At 57.9% G+C, this 18,747-nt stretch carries 18 protein-coding genes; 5 read left to right on the forward strand and 13 right to left on the reverse strand.

Features of this window, described 5'->3' with window-relative positions; genetic code table 11:
• Positions 1-7: 7 nt before the first annotated feature.
• Positions 8-355, reverse strand: coding sequence for a histone-like nucleoid-structuring protein Lsr2 (locus DXZ77_RS05790; protein ID WP_115030655.1), 348 nt, complete (start codon positions 353-355; stop codon positions 8-10).
• A gap of 390 nt (positions 356-745) precedes the next feature.
• Here DXZ77_RS05790 and DXZ77_RS05795 point away from each other — a divergent pair, with 390 nt between their 5' ends.
• Positions 746-1,771, forward strand: coding sequence for a polysaccharide pyruvyl transferase family protein (locus DXZ77_RS05795; RefSeq protein WP_115030657.1), 1,026 nt, complete (start codon positions 746-748; stop codon positions 1,769-1,771).
• A 10-nt stretch (positions 1,772-1,781) separates the two neighbouring features.
• Here DXZ77_RS05795 and DXZ77_RS05800 read toward each other — a convergent pair whose 3' ends face one another.
• From DXZ77_RS05800 to DXZ77_RS05805, 3 genes are all read right to left on the reverse strand, one after another.
• The gene (locus DXZ77_RS05800) at positions 1,782-2,702 is read right to left on the reverse strand and encodes a glycosyltransferase family 2 protein (RefSeq protein WP_115030659.1); all 921 of its coding nucleotides are present in this window, start codon (positions 2,700-2,702) and stop codon (positions 1,782-1,784) included.
• Between the two features lie 169 nt (positions 2,703-2,871).
• On the reverse strand, positions 2,872-3,786 hold the full coding sequence (locus tag DXZ77_RS11750) for a hypothetical protein (RefSeq protein WP_147279206.1): 915 nt from the start codon (positions 3,784-3,786) through the stop codon (positions 2,872-2,874).
• A 53-nt stretch (positions 3,787-3,839) separates the two neighbouring features.
• A complete protein-coding gene (locus DXZ77_RS05805) occupies positions 3,840-4,397 on the reverse strand; it encodes an ABC transporter ATP-binding protein (RefSeq protein WP_181816045.1) in 558 nt (185 codons plus the stop codon).
• Between the two features lie 183 nt (positions 4,398-4,580).
• On the opposite strand from DXZ77_RS05805, the gene DXZ77_RS12030 reads away from it, so the two are divergent.
• Complete coding sequence (locus DXZ77_RS12030; RefSeq protein WP_181816046.1) at positions 4,581-5,573, forward strand: ferredoxin family protein; 993 nt, start codon at positions 4,581-4,583, stop codon at positions 5,571-5,573.
• A gap of 68 nt (positions 5,574-5,641) precedes the next feature.
• Here the strand turns inward: DXZ77_RS12030 and DXZ77_RS05820 are convergent, their stop codons facing one another.
• Entirely contained in the window at positions 5,642-7,789 is a 2,148-nt protein-coding gene (locus DXZ77_RS05820) for a DNA gyrase/topoisomerase IV subunit B (protein ID WP_371667196.1), read from the reverse strand.
• A gap of 396 nt (positions 7,790-8,185) precedes the next feature.
• Between DXZ77_RS05820 and DXZ77_RS11755 the strand changes: the two genes are divergently transcribed.
• Positions 8,186-8,383 (forward strand): DUF7455 domain-containing protein, encoded by a 198-nt coding sequence (locus tag DXZ77_RS11755; protein ID WP_028326412.1) that lies wholly within the window; start codon positions 8,186-8,188, stop codon positions 8,381-8,383.
• Between the two features lie 104 nt (positions 8,384-8,487).
• Here the strand turns inward: DXZ77_RS11755 and DXZ77_RS05825 are convergent, their stop codons facing one another.
• From DXZ77_RS05825 to DXZ77_RS05840, 4 genes are all read right to left on the reverse strand, one after another.
• Positions 8,488-8,892 (reverse strand): SCO2097 family morphological protein, encoded by a 405-nt coding sequence (locus tag DXZ77_RS05825; protein ID WP_115030664.1) that lies wholly within the window; start codon positions 8,890-8,892, stop codon positions 8,488-8,490.
• Between the two features lie 188 nt (positions 8,893-9,080).
• The gene (locus DXZ77_RS05830) at positions 9,081-10,328 is read right to left on the reverse strand and encodes a DNA polymerase IV (RefSeq protein WP_115032645.1); all 1,248 of its coding nucleotides are present in this window, start codon (positions 10,326-10,328) and stop codon (positions 9,081-9,083) included.
• 75 nt (positions 10,329-10,403) lie between these two features.
• A complete protein-coding gene (locus DXZ77_RS05835; RefSeq protein WP_115030666.1) occupies positions 10,404-11,195 on the reverse strand; it encodes a class I SAM-dependent methyltransferase in 792 nt (263 codons plus the stop codon).
• Between the two features lie 96 nt (positions 11,196-11,291).
• Positions 11,292-11,717 (reverse strand): SAV_6107 family HEPN domain-containing protein, encoded by a 426-nt coding sequence (locus tag DXZ77_RS05840; RefSeq protein WP_115030668.1) that lies wholly within the window; start codon positions 11,715-11,717, stop codon positions 11,292-11,294.
• Positions 11,718-12,318: 601 nt separating this feature from the next.
• On the opposite strand from DXZ77_RS05840, the gene DXZ77_RS05845 reads away from it, so the two are divergent.
• Positions 12,319-13,404: a polyprenyl synthetase family protein gene (locus DXZ77_RS05845; protein WP_258553161.1), complete on the forward strand. Its 1,086-nt coding sequence runs from the start codon at positions 12,319-12,321 to the stop codon at positions 13,402-13,404.
• A gap of 62 nt (positions 13,405-13,466) precedes the next feature.
• On the opposite strand, the gene DXZ77_RS05850 is transcribed toward DXZ77_RS05845, so the two are convergent.
• Positions 13,467-13,901, reverse strand: a complete 435-nt coding sequence (locus DXZ77_RS05850) for an Rv2175c family DNA-binding protein (protein ID WP_258553162.1) — start codon at positions 13,899-13,901, stop codon at positions 13,467-13,469.
• 72 nt (positions 13,902-13,973) lie between these two features.
• Here DXZ77_RS05850 and pknB point away from each other — a divergent pair, with 72 nt between their 5' ends.
• The gene (pknB, locus tag DXZ77_RS05855) at positions 13,974-15,923 is read left to right on the forward strand and encodes a Stk1 family PASTA domain-containing Ser/Thr kinase (protein WP_115030671.1); all 1,950 of its coding nucleotides are present in this window, start codon (positions 13,974-13,976) and stop codon (positions 15,921-15,923) included.
• 8 nt (positions 15,924-15,931) lie between these two features.
• Here pknB and DXZ77_RS05860 read toward each other — a convergent pair whose 3' ends face one another.
• From DXZ77_RS05860 to DXZ77_RS05870, 3 genes are all read right to left on the reverse strand, one after another.
• Positions 15,932-16,519, reverse strand: coding sequence for a molybdopterin-dependent oxidoreductase (locus tag DXZ77_RS05860; RefSeq protein WP_115030673.1), 588 nt, complete (start codon positions 16,517-16,519; stop codon positions 15,932-15,934).
• Positions 16,520-16,566: 47 nt separating this feature from the next.
• Positions 16,567-17,931 carry a class II 3-deoxy-7-phosphoheptulonate synthase gene (locus tag DXZ77_RS05865; protein WP_258553163.1) on the reverse strand — a complete coding sequence of 455 codons (1,365 nt, stop codon included), beginning with the start codon at positions 17,929-17,931 and terminating at the stop codon, positions 16,567-16,569.
• A 111-nt stretch (positions 17,932-18,042) separates the two neighbouring features.
• Positions 18,043-18,708 (reverse strand): lysophospholipid acyltransferase family protein, encoded by a 666-nt coding sequence (locus tag DXZ77_RS05870; RefSeq protein ID WP_258553164.1) that lies wholly within the window; start codon positions 18,706-18,708, stop codon positions 18,043-18,045.
• Positions 18,709-18,747 lie beyond the last annotated feature (39 nt).

Consider the following 18,747-nt stretch of genomic DNA (forward strand, 5'->3'; position numbering starts at 1 on the left):
AGGCTTTTTACTTTCCCCCAGTGAGGTTGTGAGCTTCACGGTATGCCCGTTCAAGGTGTGCCGGTATGCGGCCGCGTTCGTTGATCTCATGCCCATGGGCACGCGCCCACTGGCGAATGTCTTTCAACAACTCAGAGGAGCGTGCCATGCCTGCAGCCTTGCCCTTCGCTGCGCGGTCGCTACTGACCCGACGGGCTTTCGCTACCCAATCTGCCAAGGTCTGCCGCAGGCGTTCAGCGTTCGCAGCGGACAGGTCTATCTCGTATTGCACCCTGTCGAGTTCGAATTTCACGACCTCTTCAGCCTGCTTGCCGTCCATGTCATCGAGCAGGACGACCTCAACCTTTTTCGCCATGCGTGTTCCCTTGCGGTAGCTGGATGTTCCGGTGAATCAATGAGATATGAAAATACTCGGATTCGGCTCCGGATAGCCACGCTGTGAAAATTTTGTCCACATCGCTCGCTGGCGGCAAGCGTGCACTCTTGCGCCTAAGGCACCCAAAGCAGTTAACAGCAGCACAAAGGATAAAAGTTTGCCTTCACCAATAAATTTTTTGTTAGAGAGCCACTTCCTCACGGAGATTTCTGTATCAAGTTTCCGCATGCCAATTAAACTGACATAAAGAAACTATCAACAACCTAGACGTAGACATGGTCTCGTGACTCTCTAAACCCTTTGCAAAGATGCAGAAACTTTTAGTTATTGGTCAGTGACAAGTAGCTCCGCACTTCGTAACGTCAACGCATGTCCCCCGAGCGTTTTCTCCCCAGACCTCGCCCAACCCACAAACACACTTCTCGCCCCGCTCAAACACTGTGGGAATCGCTGCATCAGCACTCCGGCCTGAGCACCCTCACCTCAGGGCGTTTGGGCTACACCGGCCGAGCCCGAACCACAGCACGCATCCTGCAGCGCAGTGCACGCGCACTCACCCACTCCGCAGTTCTGCGCTCACCTACCCTCATCGCGGCATTTTGGTGGGAAGAAGTAAAAAACTTCGGAGACCTCATCACTCCCCTACTACTGCGTGACCTGGGCATCATCCCCATCCTCACGCCCGCTGCCCGCGCAGCATTGATCGGTGTCGGCTCTCTTATCCAACACATCGATGACAACTATTCCGGCACCATCTGGGGGGCTGGCCTCATCGCAAACACCCCCCGCACTATCCCCGCAGCCACTACTTTGGCTTTGCGTGGCGAACTCACCCGCGAGCAGTGCGGCTCCCCGCATGTCGAAGCCCTCGGGGATCCTGGCCTCCTCTTGGCCGAATACATTTCTCGACAACCAAAACGGTGGGATGTTGGCCTGGTCCCCCACTATGTTCACGTCGGGGACAGTGACCTAACCCGCCTGCTCCAGTCAGCTTCGCAGACGGTCACTGTTGTAAATGTTCAGTCAGATCCCCTGCGCGTTGCCCGCCACATCGCTGCATGCAGAACCATCATCACTACGTCGCTGCATGGGCTGATTGTGGCCGACTCCTTAGGCATCCCAGCTCTATGGCTGCGTCTGCCGCGCGCGTTGAGCGGGGGTGACTTCAAATTCCGTGACCACGAGAGCGTGGTTCGCCCTTCTCGGCCACGAGGCATGGATATTCGTGATGTGGAATCGATGGCTCATGCCGTCTCAGTGGCACGCAGAGCAAACGCGCAACGTGTCGAACACGCGATCGGCGCTATTAAACGCTCAGGCCGGATGATCTTGGATGTAACTCGTCACGAAACTACGAGTCTTCCCCGTGCGATTATGCGTTCCGTGATGAGCTAGCTGTGTTGGTTTACGAGGGGTGCATGCCGTGCTGACGCCGCCGGCCGGGTGCGCGAAAAGTTCCGTAAACCCGGCCGGCAAGCCCTACCGCATCGATCGCGGCACGCGATGCCCGCACTGAGTCGCGGCGCCACGCCGCGGCAGCGATATTCACCGGTAACCAGCGAGCGTCAGTAAGCACTGAACGTAGCGCCGCGCCTTTGCCGTGCTGACGCGCGGCGCGATTGCCGGTGACCTGATTGCTCAGAAAAGCCCGACCAAAAATGGCTGCAGCTGTGAGCCGCTCGGGCCCTGCAGGTTCAACCACTTCGGCTTCATCACACCAGGCAAATGTGCCGCCGCGTTCCTGCAATCGAGCGAAAAAGTCTGCATCTTCGCCGCCTACACGCCCCAGCTCTGTAGCGAAAGGCGATTCACCGAGCAGGTCGATCGCCCGGCGTGAGACCACAATGTTCTGCGCTCCGTTCAGTCGATCAACGAAGCCCGTTGGTTGCCGAGTGCGTCCTGCGTACACGCTTCCCCTTGCTAGCGGTGAAGCACCGTCAGGTAGTTTCCCAAGTACCGGACCTGCAGTGACGTCAGCATCGAGCTTGTTCACCGTATCCATGAGTGGGGTGAGCCATCCGGGCAGCACGTACCCGTCATCATCCAACATCACTACATGGGTCCAGTCTGGGCGTACCTGGTTGGCAGCAGCGAGAATCGCGTTACGCACTTGGGATATGCCTCGCTCAGCCACCGGCACGTAGGTCACAGGTAGATCTGTATCGGCGAGGAGCTGCGCGATTTTCTCGTCGCAGTCGTTGTCTGCGACGAGAATCGCAACCCCGGTTCCTGTTACTTCTGCTCGCAGGCTTCCCAAAAGTCGAAGCAATAAATCTGGGCGCCGAAATGTCGGAATACCAATGACCACCCGCTCATATTTGGCCACCTCTCACCACTCCCGCCCGGAAAGAAACTCACCGCCGCTGTTGACGACTGTCCATCACGCTTGAAACAGCAAAGGCGCATCGCCCTCACCCGACCAGCTTTTCACCCGATGCCCTCTGCTCAGCGATCTTGGGCAGCGACACGCAGATATGTGTGAGCATCGAAGATAGCTATTTACGGAAAGGGCTGATGCGCCAAAACAGCACCGCCGAGATAATCAGCGCTCCTGTTACCCACACCACCAAGGAAAAGAAGGCTGCCTGGTTGCTCATGTCGTAGGAGGAGAAAACAGAAGATCCAGAAAGGCGACTGGTGGCAGGTTTCATCAAAACTGCGGCCCCATTTCTGGGGTCCCACACACCCAATATGGGAAGAGCAACGATACCTAAAACCATGATCGATGAGCAGATGGCAGCCGATCCAATAAGTAACCCAATTGCTCTACCAGCAAACGCAGCCAGAAAAACCATGAATAGGCTGGCAAGGAACGCAACCCACACCACAGAGACATCGGGGAAAACGTCGAGTCTTTTACTACGTGAGGGACTTTTGCGGCATTGTATGCGGCTTGCGTACCGAAAGCACCTAGCTGCATTCCACACGCCGTTGCAACCACCGCACCGAAGGTCACGAAAAGAAGCTCGAGGGTCTGCGACAGGTAAACCCCGGCGACGCCCTAGAAGACACATGCGAACTTTGAGCATGCCACTGTTCTTTTCCGAGGTGGATAAAACAACACCAACGCACGCAGCCACCAGACTCAAGAAAACAGAACTAAAGGGTATCGACTCAATTAGAGGCCCCAAGCCTGGGGAAAGCGACTTCCATGCAGTAACTGCTTTTTCGAAGTCATAACGGAGCGAGTTCTCTATATGAATACTGTGTGCATCTTCTTGAGCAACAACAGGGCGAGATAATGCGTCCTGTAAAGTCTCCCCATTTTTAGCACTGAACTGCACAGCAGAATCAAATACCTCCATACTGTTCTGGAACTGATTCAACCGCGTACCTTGAAAACCAACACCCACCACAAAAGCTGCAAGAACCAACCACCGCACATACGGCTGCTGCAGCACCCGACGCACTTCACACCCCACCCAGCTACCCCTGACGCCCCCACCAGCCGTAACGCTCTCATTCACAGGCATTGAACGAGCCTTCCTTTGTCGAGCTCAAACACACGATCTTGGACCTGAGAGAACGCTCTTCGATCATGCCCCGAGGCCAGGAGCACACACCCCGCATCTTTCTTTGCCTTCATGATTTTCACGAAAGCTTCAATCCCAAGATCGTCAAGACCATTAGTGGGCTCATCTAACAGAACAACTCGAGCATCGGAAAGAAAAACCGCAGCAAGACTGAGCCGCTTCTTCTGCCCCAATGAATAGCTACTCACCCGACGACCAAGCAGCAAAGGGTCGAAAAAATCTTCAACAAGATGCCCGACCTCTCTCATCGAGAGAAACCTGCCAGACAAATACACAAGATTCTCCAAACCAGTAAGGTTTGTCATCAACGGCGAATCATCAAACAGCCCAAAACACTGCCGCGCCCGCGCATGCAGCGGTTCACCATCAAACAACACCTGCCCCTCCACCGGCACAAGCCCGCCAATCGCAGCCAATAACGTTGTTTTCCCAGCGCCGTTCTTCCCCCGAATAACCGTCAAACTTCCCGGACAGGCAGAAAAATCCACCCCCGGAAAAAACAACAGTCTTATATTTTTTCTTCAACCCTTTGACCGAAAGCACACTCTATCCCTCACCCAAAAACACTCCGGCCCCTCATTAAACCCCACCGCACCAGCCAAAACACCTAAAACACATCCGTGCACCCCAGCGCTATCACCACGCCACCCCAAGCGGGATACGCTCAAACCATGGCCGAGCCACCCACCACCCCACAACCCCCCTGCTCCATCCAGTGGGACAAAGCCACCGACCCCGCCTGGGGAACCACCTCACCAGCCCTATTCTGGATCGCGATGGAACAACGCGGGCCATGGGGACGCAAAGCATTCACTCAATCCCGGCTCGACCCCACCATCGGTCAAACCCTCGAAAAAAATGCTGAAACAGCTGGCGGACGCGCCCTACTCATCCGGCAACCCAGCGCGGCCCGAGAAACCGCAACCCCCTACCCCCGACACGTCTTCCTCAGTGGCGGTATGGCACAAGGCAACCCATGGCTCCTCCACGGCATCCACCCTGACCCCGCCGTCATCGCAAACCTGCCTTTCGAAGCCGCAGCAGCAGGAGACATCGACACCGTCCGTGAGCACGCCCCCTGGCTTACCCCCACCCACACATCCATCCTCTTGATCTGCACCAACAGCAAACGCGACCAATGCTGTGCAAAACGAGGCCGACCCATCGTCGACACAGCATCACCACAATTCCCCGAACGCATCTGGGACTGCACCCACACCGGCGGGCACCGCTTCGCTCCCACCGCAGTCCTCCTACCCCACGGCCTGGGACTAGCCCGACTCAGCGACACCCACACCATCCCCGACCTCCTCACAGACACCTCAGGAACCCCCAGCGACACCACCTTCACCACCGCCACCACCCCCCACACCCTCACCACCAGCTACCACCTGCGCGGCCTATCCCACCTACCCGCCGCCGAACAAGCTGCCGACGCCTACATTCGCACCCACCTAGCCACCAATAACGAAGCCGTCCCCATCCTCGCCCTGACCACCACCGCCACCATCACCGAAGAACGCACCACCCCCGTCACCGTCACCCACACCGACGGACGCACCTGGAACCTCCTCGTCCGCCAAACAGACCGCCACGACCTGCCCGCCTCCTGCGGCGGCGCCCCCATCACCGCCACCGCCCACTACGTCGAACCCGCCACCTAAAACAACCGCGCCCCCACTCCCACCACGGGGAGCAGGGGCACCGATCAACCCAACCGGGCTACCACCCATCAGGCATCAATACGCTCGGCATTCAACTCATGCGCCGAAGCCACAATGAAATCCTTACGCGGGGCAACATCAGACCCCATCAACAAATCAAACACCCGACTCGCGGCCTCCACATCAGCGACCTGAACCCTGCGCAACGTCCGATGCGAGGGATCCATCGTCGTCTCCCGCAACTGCGCAGCATCCATCTCCCCCAACCCCTTATACCGCTGCATCGGCTCCTTCCACCCCTTACCCGACTTACGTAGCCGCTTGGTCAACGCCAACATCTCAGCCTCCGAGTACGTGTACACGTACTCGTTCTTCTTCCCAGGGCCAGCATTGACCTCCAGCCGGTGCAACGGCGGAACCGCCGCGAACACCCGCCCCGCCTCCACCAGCGGACGCATATACCGGAAAAACAACGTCAACAACAACGTCCGAATATGCGCACCATCAACATCAGCGTCGGTCATGATGATGACCTTGCCGTAACGGGCAGCCTCAACATCAAACGTGCGCCCCGACCCCGCACCCAAAACCTGAATAATCGACGCGCACTCAAAGTTGTTCAACATATCCGCGATAGAAGCCTTCTGAACGTTCAGAATCTTTCCGCGAATCGGCAACAACGCCTGAAACTCACTATTACGCGCAGCCTTAGCCGTACCCATCGCCGAGTCACCCTCAACAATGAACAACTCCGAACGCTCCACATCCGAAGTACGGCAGTCATACAACTTCGGCGGCATCGACGAAGACTCCAACGCCGTCTTACGCCGCTGCGTCTCCTTATGCTGACGCGCCGAAATACGCGCCTTCATCTCCGCAACGACCTTCTCCAACACGCCCGTAGCCTGCTGCTTCGTTGGCCGCTTCGTCGACTCCAGCAACGCCGTCAACTGCTTATCCACCACCCGCGAAACAATGCCGCGCACCGCACTGGTGCCCAACACTTCCTTCGTCTGCCCCTCAAACTGCGGCTCAGCCAGACGCACCGTCACCACAGCCGTCAACCCCGCCAACACATCGTCCTTCTCCGGCTTATCACTGCCAGGACGCAACGCACGAGAACGTGCCTCCACCTGCTTACGCACACACTTCAACACCCCGGCCTCAAAACCAGCCAAATGCGTCCCCCCCTTGGGGGTCGCAATGATGTTGACGAACGTACGCACTTTCGTCTCATACCCATCCCCCCACCGCAGCGCCACATCCACATCGCAATCACGCTGCACATCCGTAGGCGTCATATGCCCCGACTCATCCAACACAGGCACCCGCTCGGTAAACGTACCGTGCCCCTGCAACCGCCACACATCACTCACCGGCTGATCCGTAGCCAAAAACTCCACAAACTCAGCAATCCCACCCTCATGCTGGAACCGCTCCTCCACCGGGCCGCTCTCCCCCGGCGTCCCCGGCAAACCACGCTCATCGCGTACCACAATCCCCAACCCCGGGATCAAAAAACTTGTCTGCCGCGCACGACCAGCCAAATCCTCATACGAGAACTGCGCCGTCGACAAGAAAATCTGTCGATCCACCCAATACCGCACCCGCGTACCAGTCACACCACGCTTAGCCTTACCCACCACCGGGGGAGGCGTGGGCTCCTCATAGGCAGTAAACGGCGCATCCGGACGCGGATTACCCGGATCAGCATCATCAAACACCCCTGGCACTCCCCGACGGAATGACATCTGATACGTCTTCCCGCCACGATCCACCTGCACATCCAGCCGCTCCGAGAGCGCATTCACCACCGACGCACCCACACCATGCAAACCACCCGAAGCCGTGTATGAACCGCCACCAAACTTGCCACCGGCATGCAGCTTGGTGAACACCACCTCCAGCCCGGACAGCCCCGTCCGCGGCTCCACATCCACCGGAATACCACGCCCATAGTCACGAACCTCTACACACCCATCCGGCCGCAACACCACCTCAATCGAATCACCATGACCACCCAGTGCCTCATCCACCGAGTTGTCGATGATCTCCCACAAACAATGCATCAACCCCCGCGAGTCCGTAGACCCGATGTACATCCCCGGGCGCTTACGAACAGCTTCCAGCCCCTCCAGAACCTGCAAATGCCGCGCCGTATACCCCGCCGGCTCTCCCGACTTACCGTTCTTCGCACCAGCTGCGGCCACTACCACACACCTACTTCCATCCAGCGGACACCCGACCAAACCAGCCGAAGCACCACGCAATTCACCAAAACACACCCCACCGAGCGGCCCAAAACCCACCCAGACGGAGACGATTCCTCACGAGGCTACCGTCAGGGCCGATGAGGCTCGAAGATCTCACGCCCACCCCGCTGCTCGGCAACCACCGCACACAGCTCACAAACACTTGCAGACAACGGTGACAAACCGGGAAGGATTTGGCGTGATTGACTGTTAAAGACGGCGAAAGGAACTCCTCATCGCACGGATGAGTCCTCCCGACACTGACGTCGACAGCAACACACCCAAGCGAATCGACGGAGTTTCGACAACGACGCCACCGGCATCCCGGCAGGCGTCCTGAATGGACGGAGTAGGGCTGACGTGACTACCGCTGTTTTGACACCGATGACCTCGGCCGACCGCTGCGACCGGTGCGGAGCACAAGCATACGTACGAGCAACCCTGCGCAGCGGCGGCGAACTGCTGTTCTGCGCCCACCACGCACGCGAACACGCCGACCGACTCACCGAGATAGACGCCACCATCCACGACGAGACTGAACGTCTCCACACGAGCTAACCACCAGCCCAACAACAACTCCATGTGTGGGGGGGAGCTACCAAAATTGGTAGCTCCCCCCCACACATGGAAAAACTTTTTTCAGCAGCACACCACGCCGCAGATCAAAAACCGTTCTCCCGACGACGCCGCTCCCACCGCTGCTCCAAACGCTGCGAGAACGACCCCGATGACGAAGCACGACGCCCCCCAGCAGAACGCCCAGAAAAACCTCGCCTCGGCGCAGACTCTGCCTGCTTACGCTTCAATGTCGCTGGCGTGAAAGCCCAGGCCATACCACCCACCATCGCAACAAAACCCACCACACCAAGCCAAATCAGGTTCCCGGCAACACCACCCAAAACCAACCCCAAACCCACCACTGCTCCCACACAACCAACCACCACCCGCTGACGAGACGACCCCCCGGCCACCCCACCACGCATAGACGACGCAAACCGCGGATCCTCCGCATACAGGGCGCGCTCCATCTGATCGAGCATCTTCTGCTCGTTCTCGGACAGGGGCATCGCAACCTCCTCGACCAACAAACCACCGACCGCCCCACACCGGGGACGCACCACAACAACTCCAAAAACCCGCACCCCATAGACAGGGCTGAACACCAGAATAGGTGTCGGGCCACAGTTTTTACCAGGGATTAGGCCGCGGGTTGCGTCCCACCCTCTCCATCAGCCACCCAACCGCGTGACCCACCTCACTCACGCAGCCTCATCCCATCCTCGCCAAGGTCACGTTTCAACAAACTCGCCGGCCGAACAATCCCCTGACCAAATCGTGCACTCACCGCATCTACTGCCACCTCTGCCTCACGCCACCCTTGCTCTGGCGCGAACAGATCCCGCTGCACCGCAACCTCAGCACGACGCACCAGACCTTCCAACCGCACCCCCACCAACCGCACCCGCATTCCCTGCACACCAAGGTTGTCGAACAAACCTCGCGCCTGAAGAAAAATTTCCCGACCCACATCAGTGTGCTCCTGCACAGTCACCGACCTAGTCACCGTCGTGAAATCTGAAAAACGCACCCGCAACGTAATCGTTCGCCCCACCATCCCTGCCGCCCTAGCGCGAGCAGCGGTCTTTTCACACATCGCCAACAACCGCCGCTGCAACTCAGCCACATCATCAATATCGTGCTCAAAAGTTTGATCCGCCCCGATACTCTTCTCCACCCGTTCAGGGGTCACCACACGCGGATCTTTACCCCAAGCCATCGCATACAAATGCTCACCGGTAGCACCCAATGCGTGCCGCAGCGTCGATACCGATGTAGTGGCGATATCCGAGACGTACCGCAACCCCAACCGATGCAAATGCTCCTCAGTTTTATCCCCTACACCCCACAACGCCCCCACCGGCAACTGCTGTACAAACTCGACCATCTCCGCCGCCGGAACCACCAACATGCCGTCCGGCTTAGCCATTCCCGAGGCAATCTTCGCCACAAACTTTGTCGACGCCACCCCTACCGAGCATGTGATGCCCTGCTCAGCAAAAATCGCTGCCCGGATCTGCTCGGCGATGACCGCCGGTGAACCCAACCTGCGCACCGCACCCGACACATCCAAAAACGCCTCATCCAACGACAACGGCTCAATCACAGGCGTCACCGTCGCGAACGTTTCCATCACCGCAGCCGAAACCGCCCGATACCGCTCATGCTGAGGCGGCAATACCACTGCCTGCGGACACAGCCGCACCGCGCGTGACATCGGCATCGCCGAGGCCACCCCAAAAGCTCGCGCCTCATACGTGGCAGATAAAACCACCCCTCGCGTCCCACCCCCGATGATCACCGGCTTACCTATCAAGTGCGGGTGATCCAGCAACGTGACCGAGGCATAAAACGCATCCATGTCGACATGCAGAATGACGCAGCCAGTGTCATCAACAGGGCTGTGGCTGTGCCGCGCCGGGACCGGAAAACGTCGTCTACTCACCGTGAGCACCCCGACACGACACAACCACAACTCACCACTGCACCTATGCACACAGCAAGCACAGCACCATCAAAATCACTGCCCCGAATCAATCGCAGCTTTGCTCGCCAACACGTGCAAAGACGCCCCAATGTGCGCCAAATGCGCCGATGCCGGATGCCCCGCCACGGCACGCTCCAGCGCCCGTAGTGACTCACGCTCAGCATCACTGGAAACCAAAGCGGCTGGCACAAGCCCCTCAAACACGCGCACGCCCTCTGCATCCACGATTTCCAAACCGCTACCTGCGAGCAGTTCAGCAATCTCTGCAGCATCGAAACGACGACGCAACGGATCCTTTTCACCCCAACGCCCATCTTCACTGAGCAACACCTGCCGAGCTTGCTCGAAACGACCACTCAGCGCCCGCGACATCACTGCGCCCACTCGCTGTGCCACTGTCAGACTGAGTACCCCGCCATGGGTGAGCACACGCGCAAGCTCGGCAACAGCATCGGCAGGGGCCTCCACGTGCTCTAGGACACCGTGGCACAACACCGCATCCACTCCCGCTGCGGGCACAATTTGGCTCAAGGAATCCACGTCGCCTTGAACAGCGGTGATGTTCTCTAATCCACCAACTTCCTGTGCGCGTTGAGTCAGGGACGCCAAAGCGTTGGGGCTGGGGTCAACAACAGTGATCTCATACCCTCGCCGCGCTAGCGGCACAGCTAACCCACCGGCTCCTCCACCAAAATCAAGGATCCGTAGTGGCCGCCCTACGGCCTGGGCTCGTGAGCGCAAGGATGCAGTGACAGCCTCCCAGACTGCGCTAGAGCGAGCAGGGCTTTCGCCGAGGGGGGTGAGTTCACTCGCTTCTTCGGCCATGGGCAGGCTCCTTCCTGAGATGGATTGCATGGGTATCAAAACCCATTGCTCACCATACGTTCCATGCGTTGTTCATGGCCGTCTGTTCGTGGTGGCCTAGTGGTATTGGCTGATGGGACTAGCAGGAGTTAAAGGCACTCCGAGGACAGCTGCTGTGAGGTCGACGAATGTTTTTGCTGCCTCAACAAACGAGGCTGCTTCATCGTCGCTGGGTTCCCACAGGCCGTTTTCGATGCGTTGTCTGCGTGTGGTTGCGCGGGCGAAATAGATAGACCAGTCACTGAGTTCGGGAGCAAGCTCAGCAACAGCGGCCCAGGCTCCTCTGGGCGCGGGAGTGCCCAGCTTGGCGGCCACAATTGCTCCCGCGGCGCGCAATGCCGCCAGATGGGCGTCGACGTAGCGTTCGGGTGCTGTTTGTGCATTGAGCGTTCGAGTGCAGATGCTGTGGGCTTTGGCCAGTAGATCCAGGGCGGCGGTGTTGCTGGCTGTGCTGCGTTTTCTGGTGGCGGTTCGTGGAGCCATTGTGAGGTCTTTCGTGGCTGGTGGCCTTAATAGCCAGGGCTACAGGCTGGAGGGTGCGGCGTAGATACATTTTCTTTCTCGCATGCACCTGTCGTAATACTCGAAAAGACAGCTGAAATGTGAACTTCTCGAAGATCAAAGTAAAACCAAATACAAGCAGAGCAGAACACCAGGGCGTGCTACTTGCAATAATACAATTAAGTCACCACATAAACCCCTAATGAGAAGAACAAAAACAATTCTGTTTCACCTGTTAATCAGCCCAGGTTCCTCTTGATTTCAATCCCTGCTCCACGCCGTGGGGAAAACAAACTGACAGAAACTCTTCATCATCGCCGCGCTTTCGATAACCCACCAGAATCGCTGCTATTTTCGGAAAGTGACCTCAGAACGATGTGGTCGCCTACCTGCCTGGTAGCCTCCCACGGTCCTTACCCAAACCCCATCCGCCGCCATGCACTCGGGTGCCTGTAGCACGGCACGATGGGTGGTGTGCCGCTGGCACCCGTCGGCACTGCCAGACGTAACACACCTAGCCAGCAACGCTCGAGAGTGCATACAAGCACTAGGCTGGAACGGACCACCCGCTCTGGAGGACCCGTTGAACTCTTCCCTTCCCCTGGCCGATTTCCGCCACGAAGTACAACAGGCAATCGACTCCGCCTTGTCGGAGCAGCGAGCCCTCGTGACACCTGTCGGCCCGGAAACCGATCAACTCCTCGACGCCATCGCGCAGCTACTGTCAGGCGGAAAACGCTTTCGTGCTCTCTTCTGCTACCAGGCATATAAAGCAGCAGGAGGCACACATGACCACGCAGCTGTACGCGTCGGAGCAGCTCTGGAGTTTTTCCAAGGCGCAGCACTCATCCATGACGACGTCATGGATGACAGTGCCGTACGCCGCGGAGCCCCTGCAGCCCATGTCGCTTTCGCCCAAGCCCACCGCGAAGCCGGCTGGGAGCGCTCCCCTGAGCGGTTCGGGCTCTCCGGCGCAGTACTAGCAGGTGATCTATGCCTAGTCGCCAGCGAACAACTTTTCCTCGACAGCGGACTACCCCTTGAGGAACTCAACCGAGCCCGTATCGAATTCAACACCATGCGTAGCCAACTCATGGCAGGACAATGGCTCGAATTCGTCATCTCAAACCGTGGCTGGAAAAACATCAGCACAGCCGAACGCATCGAACAAGCCCGCAAAGTCGTTCAGTTCAAAAGCGCGAAATACTCCATCGAACAACCCGCCCTCATCGGTGCTGACGCCGCAGGCATCAACCCCACTGACCGAGAACTCCTATCCCGCTATGGCCTAGCCGTCGGTGAAGCATTCCAACTACGTGACGACGTCCTCGGCGTTTTCGGGAATCCTGAAACGACCGGAAAACCAGCCGGAGACGACCTACGCGAAGGAAAACGGACCGTACTACTAGCCCTCGCGCTCGATGCAGCCTCTCCAGAAGAAACACACTTTCTCGCCTCGCTTATTGGTGAAGAAAACCTCACCAGCGAGCAAGTAGAACGAGCCCGTGAAATCTTCATCACCACCGGCGCGATGGAACGCCACGAAACCATGATTCGTGCCGGGGCCCAAACCGCCCACGAGGCGCTCGCTGCAACTACAGAACTCACCGTCGAAGGCAAAGCAGAACTAGCCGAACTCATCCACGTCGCCACTGAGCGCAACACCTGAGTGCACGTGAAAGGGCGGGGCATATGACTGACCCCGCCCTTTCACAAAGTTCGATACGCCTCTTACAAAGCGCTTTCCATCGCGCGGCGACGCACCTCGGTGACGAAACCAGCATCAAAGGCATCCATTGCGCTGCCACCGCCAGGGAGCGTGGCATCTGGGGTGAAAAGCCATTCGAGTAGTTCCTCGTCAGACATCCCACCATCACGCAAGACTGTGACGGTCCCTTTCAGCCTGGGCGCAGGCGCGTTGTCCACGAGGAATCTCGCTGGAACATAGACCGCGTTGCTCTCTGTACGGCGAATGCCCACAAGGTCGCCGTCCTTGAGCTGCCTGCGCACGTCGTTCAAGCGCAGCCCCTGCATTTCGGCAAGTTCGGGGATGCTCACCCACGCGTCCACGAGTTCTTCCAAAGCTGCCGCGCGACGCTTCTGCTCGTCACTCGGCTGCGGCGTCGAGTCCTGTGGTTGGCTCGATACGTTCAGTTCGTCGTTCACAAGATCAAGACTGCCACCTACAGACAAATGTGGATGGACTCACCTGACTAGACGTCCTCTTAGACTGGAGCAATGGACGCAGTGGGGGACGTGACGGGTAAGGTCTTGGACGGTCGTTACACGGTGCTGCGCCACATCGCCGATGGCGGTATGGCTGCCGTCTATGTGGCTCGCGACGAACGTCTCAGTCGTGAAGTGGCGCTGAAAATCATGCACCCCAACCTGGCTCAAGATCCTGAGCGAGTAGCTTCTTTCCGACACGAAGCCCAATCCATCGCCCGACTGGATGATCCACACGTCGTCGCCGTGCTCGATCAAGGAGACGACGGTGACCTCGTTTTCTTGACCATGGAATTTCTGCGGGGAACCACCTTGCGGGCGCGTCTACACGAGCTAGGTGCCTTCACTCCTCGTGAAGCCCTCAAAACATTGGACGGCATCCTCGCTGGGCTATCAGCAGCGCACAAACTCGGAATCGTGCACCGCGACATCACACCCAGCAATGTGATGATTCGTCATGACGGCATCGTTAAAGTCACTGACTTCGGTTTGGCTGCTGCAGTAGGAGCAGCAGCAGCCGGATACATCACCCTTGCTTACGCTGCCCCCGAGCAGCGCGTCGGCGGTGTCAGTGACCCGCGCACAGATGTCTACGCTGCCGGTCTGGTTTTGGCTGAGATGCTGACTGGTAAGCCTGCCTACGACAATGACGGCCCCCCCGAAGGGGCCACTTCAGCTGACATAGCCGCTATCGATGCCGAACTTCCAGCGACACTAGTTGAGCTCGTCGCAGCCGCCACTGCCACCAATCATCTTTTGCGCCCTGCGGACGCCGCCGAGTTCCGTGATAGGGCACGTGAAGTACATCAGGGACTCACCGACGAAGAACTAGACCGTCTTCCTCCCGCAGCGCTGGAGCGCCCCGCAGCACAGGAAACTCCCGCCCCGCACGACTCCACCCAGAAGTACGTCAGTGACGCCACGCAAAGCTTGGCTGTCATCGGCTCCCCAGAAACCCGCAAGCTACCTGTTATCACTCCCCCATCAGCATCTGAAGAAAAAAACCCAAAAAAGAAAAAGGGCTGGAAGAAAAAACCCGCAGCAGCGAAATCTGCCCGCGCTACGCGCCCCAAAAACACGAAGCGACGCATCCAGGCCGGGATCGTCGCGGCTGTTTTGGTCGCTGTCATTAGCACTGGGTCTTGGTTCTTCACCGCAGGACCTGGCGGAGCAGTAGACATCCCCACCCTTGCTGGCGTGACTCGTAAAGATGCCGAAGCCGCGCTTAATGGTTTGGGTCTTGAGTCCACCGTGACCCAAGAATATTCAGAGACAGTGCCTAGTGGCAGCGTCATTCGCACTGAACCACCTGCCGGCACAGCAACTCACCGCCAAGATCCGGTGACCCTCATCATTTCAGGGGGACCGGAACGGTACAACGTTCCCGAGCTCGCCGGATCAACACCGGATGCAGCTGCCAAACTCCTTGAGCAAAATCACCTCGTTTTGGGTAAGCGCACAAAAGAGTGGAACGAAAAAGTACCCGCCGGGACCGTGATTAGTTCCAAACCTGCTGCGGGCACATCGCTGCGCCCAGGGACCGAGGTCAGCGTCGTTGTTAGCCGTGGCCGAGAACCAATCAGCGTTGATGACTTCACCGGCCGTAGCCTCTCTGATGCCACTGCTGAACTGGAACGGCGTGGCCTGCGCGTGCGCGTGACCGGTAAAGAATTCTCTGACCGTGTCCCGCCTAATGCTGTACTCCGGCAGTCTCCATCCGGCGGCAAGCTGCACCGCGGCGACACGGTAGAGATCGTTGTCAGTAAGGGACCAGACGTCGTCAACGTTCCGGATGTCTCTGGCATGTCTGAGGCTGACGCGCGGAATGCTTTGGAGTCAGCTGGGCTTGCGATGCAGGCAGAAAAAGTCGTTGGTGGCTTGTTTGACACTGTCCGCAGCACCGACCCAGCTCCGGGCACAGCAGTGCCGCGTGGCAGCGTCATCAAGGTGTATGTGGTGTGACTGTGAGGTCACTCTTGGTGAGCGTAAATGTGGCCATCACTGACTTTCCCCACCATGTGATAGCCACGGCATTCCCAGAATCCTGGTTCTGGCGCCGTGAGGTAGCTGATCTCCAGCAGCCATTTCACGCTTTTCCACCCGAACAGGTGCGGCGCGAATAAGCGCAAGGGGGCTCCGTGCTGAGGCGTCAAGGGAACTCCATCAACGCACGTGGCCAGAATCGTTTCCGGATGATTGAGGTCACGTAAACGAAGAGTGCTGGAAAAGCCGTACGCCGCAGCAGCTAAAGCGTGGGTGGCCTTGGGGTCTGGCGGAGCGATGCTCAGCAGGTGTGAAGTGGGTACTCCCCGCCAGATCTGGGTAATACCTCGGCCTTGTTGAGCACAGTGGATCGTTCCAGGCACGTCGATCATGGGCATGTCGAGTATGTCGTCCCATGTGTAGCAATACATGCCTTCACAGGTGGCGCCAGTGATAGCTAATCGCCACCTGTTTATATCTAGGCGGGGCACAGGGCCATAGTGACGAGCGCTGGCGCGTTGGGGCCCATTACATTCCTCGCCTCTACCAGTACCCGTCACATCGCCATGGCCCATACGTTCTCGTCCCGTTCAAGGATTCCGTTCGCGACCGTGCCGTTTGCTTAAGCTCGGTGAAGAAGTTCTTCACCTGTTCTACTCTGTTCGGACAGGATTTCGGCAATGACGAAAGCCATCTCAAGACTCTGCTGGTGGTTAAGTCGCGGGTCACAGAGGGTTTCGTATCGCCGTTCGAGATCGAGATCGTCCACCTTGAACGTGCCGCCTAGGCACTCGGTGACGTCATTGCCGGTCAGTTCTAGGTGAATGCCGCCTGGAACAGTTCCTACGTCTCGGTGGGCGTCAAAGAATCCACGGACCTCTTCGACAATGTCTTCGAATCTGCGTGTTTTGAACCCCGTAGAAGACTCGAATGTGTTGCCGTGCATAGGGTCACAGACCCACGTAATGCATGCCCCTGCTTCTTTCACTCCAGCCAATATCGGTGGGAGTTTTTCGCGGATAGTTTTTGCTCCCATCCGCGTGATGAGGGTCAGGCGCCCAGGGGCGTTAGTCGGGTTCACTTTTTCAGCGATGGCGAGGATGTCTTTTACATCCGCGGATGGGCCAACTTTCATTCCTACCGGATTAGTTATTCGAGAGATGAAGTCAATGTGAGCGCCATCAATGTCCCTGGTCCGCTCACCCACCCACACAAAATGCCCTGACGTGGCGTAAGGCTTTCCCGTACGAGAATCAATGCGTGTCAATGGTTTCTCGTAGTCAAGGACGAGAGCCTCGTGGCTGGCCCACACATCGACGGCTTTCAGCGCGTCGAAATCAACACCGCACGCCACCATGAAGCGCATGGCTTTATCGATATCGTGCGCAATCCGTTCGTATTTGCTGTTGGCGGAAGATTTAACAAACCCTTTGTTCCACTCGTGCACATAGCGCAGATCAGCGAAACCACCCTGCGTGAAAGCACGAACAAGATTCAGCGTTGAGGCACTGGCGTGATAGGCCTCAACGAGCCGGTGAGGGTCAGGGGTTCGTGCCTGCTCAGTGAAAGCGAAGTCATTAACCAAATCACCACGGTACGAAGGAAGAGTGACCCCGTCCCGCGTCTCACTGTCTTTGCTCCGCGGTTTCGCATATTGCCCCGCAATACGACCAATTTTCACCACTGGCATACTCGCGCCATACGTCAAAACCGCTGCCATTTGCAGAATAGTTTTAACCCGGTCACGAATATTGTCAGCGGTTGCTGAAGCGAAAGTCTCCGCGCAGTCACCACCCATGAGCATGAATGCTTTGCCTTGCGCAGCCTGTGCAATACGAGAACGCAGAATGTCCGCCTCACCTGCAAATACAAGGGGCGGGAAACTGGCCAGCCGTGCCGAAGCGTCAGCGAGCGCGGCCTTGTCTGGCCAAATCGGTTGCTGACGTGCTGGCAGATTGGGCCAGGTCAGAGGCGAAGCAGAAGTCACATGCCCAAGAGTACGACGCACCCATGGCCACATCACCCAACTGCTGGGATACGATCACCACATCCGCTCTACCTGCCCTTACCGCAGAAGGAACAGCTGCACGGAAAACGCTTAATTCGCTGCGGGGCTGCTATCTTTTGGCCCGCTGCGCGCGGCTTGCTCCTGCAAAAATTTTTTCCGATCAGCGGCGTATTCGTGGACATATTCCTGCCCGGAAAGGTCCGCTAACGCCTGCATGACCTGATCTGTTGCGGCACGAATAAGAGCTTGGTCATCTTCTTTTCCGACAAGATGGTCGAGGTGAATCGGGTCACCGAAACGCACTTCGATGGGAACGAGTTTGGGAATTTTTTGGCCGGTGGGTTGCGCGATATCAGTGCCTATCATGGCTACTGGAATGATTGGCACGCCAGCGCGCATAGCCATCCGGACCATGCCTGTTTTTCCTTTGTAAAGGCGCCCATCGGGTGAGCGGGTACCTTCTGGGTAAATACCGAAGAGTTCGTCTCGGCTAAGAACTTCCAGTCCTGCTTCGAGAGCGGCAGCACTTTTGGGACCACCGGAGCGATCAATGGGGATTTGCCCTACACCGGTGAAGAAACCTCTTTTTATGGCACCGACCAGACCGGGCTGGGTGAAGTATTCAAGCTTGGCTGGGAATGTGATTCGGCGTGGAAGTGCCACGGGGAGAAAGATTGAGTCCGAGAAGGACAAGTGATTGCTCGCCAGGATTGCTGGGCCTTGGGTGGGGACTTTCTCCAACCCGTGCACCTTCATGCGGAACGCAGTGCGCAACACCGGTCCGAGCAGTCGCTT

The sequence above is a fragment of the Dermatophilus congolensis genome, from assembly GCF_900447215.1.
GTDB classification, from domain to species: Bacteria; Actinomycetota; Actinomycetes; order Actinomycetales; family Dermatophilaceae; genus Dermatophilus; species Dermatophilus congolensis_A.

Coding starts and splice junctions, on each gene's coding strand:
- DXZ77_RS05825 (WP_115030664.1), bottom strand. CDS start 8,892: ATGCCCCTGTCCGAGAACGAGCAGAAGATGCTCGATCAGATGGAGCGC.
- pknB (WP_115030671.1), top strand. CDS start 13,974: ATGGACGCAGTGGGGGACGTGACGGGTAAGGTCTTGGACGGTCGTTAC.
- DXZ77_RS05840 (WP_115030668.1), bottom strand. CDS start 11,717: ATGGCTCCACGAACCGCCACCAGAAAACGCAGCACAGCCAGCAACACC.
- DXZ77_RS05790 (WP_115030655.1), bottom strand. CDS start 355: ATGGCGAAAAAGGTTGAGGTCGTCCTGCTCGATGACATGGACGGCAAG.
- DXZ77_RS05860 (WP_115030673.1), bottom strand. CDS start 16,519: ATGGGCCATGGCGATGTGACGGGTACTGGTAGAGGCGAGGAATGTAAT.
- DXZ77_RS12030 (WP_181816046.1), top strand. CDS start 4,581: ATGGCCGAGCCACCCACCACCCCACAACCCCCCTGCTCCATCCAGTGG.
- DXZ77_RS05870 (WP_258553164.1), bottom strand. CDS start 18,708: ATGAAGGTGCACGGGTTGGAGAAAGTCCCCACCCAAGGCCCAGCAATC.
- DXZ77_RS05795 (WP_115030657.1), top strand. CDS start 746: ATGTCCCCCGAGCGTTTTCTCCCCAGACCTCGCCCAACCCACAAACAC.
- DXZ77_RS05835 (WP_115030666.1), bottom strand. CDS start 11,195: ATGGCCGAAGAAGCGAGTGAACTCACCCCCCTCGGCGAAAGCCCTGCT.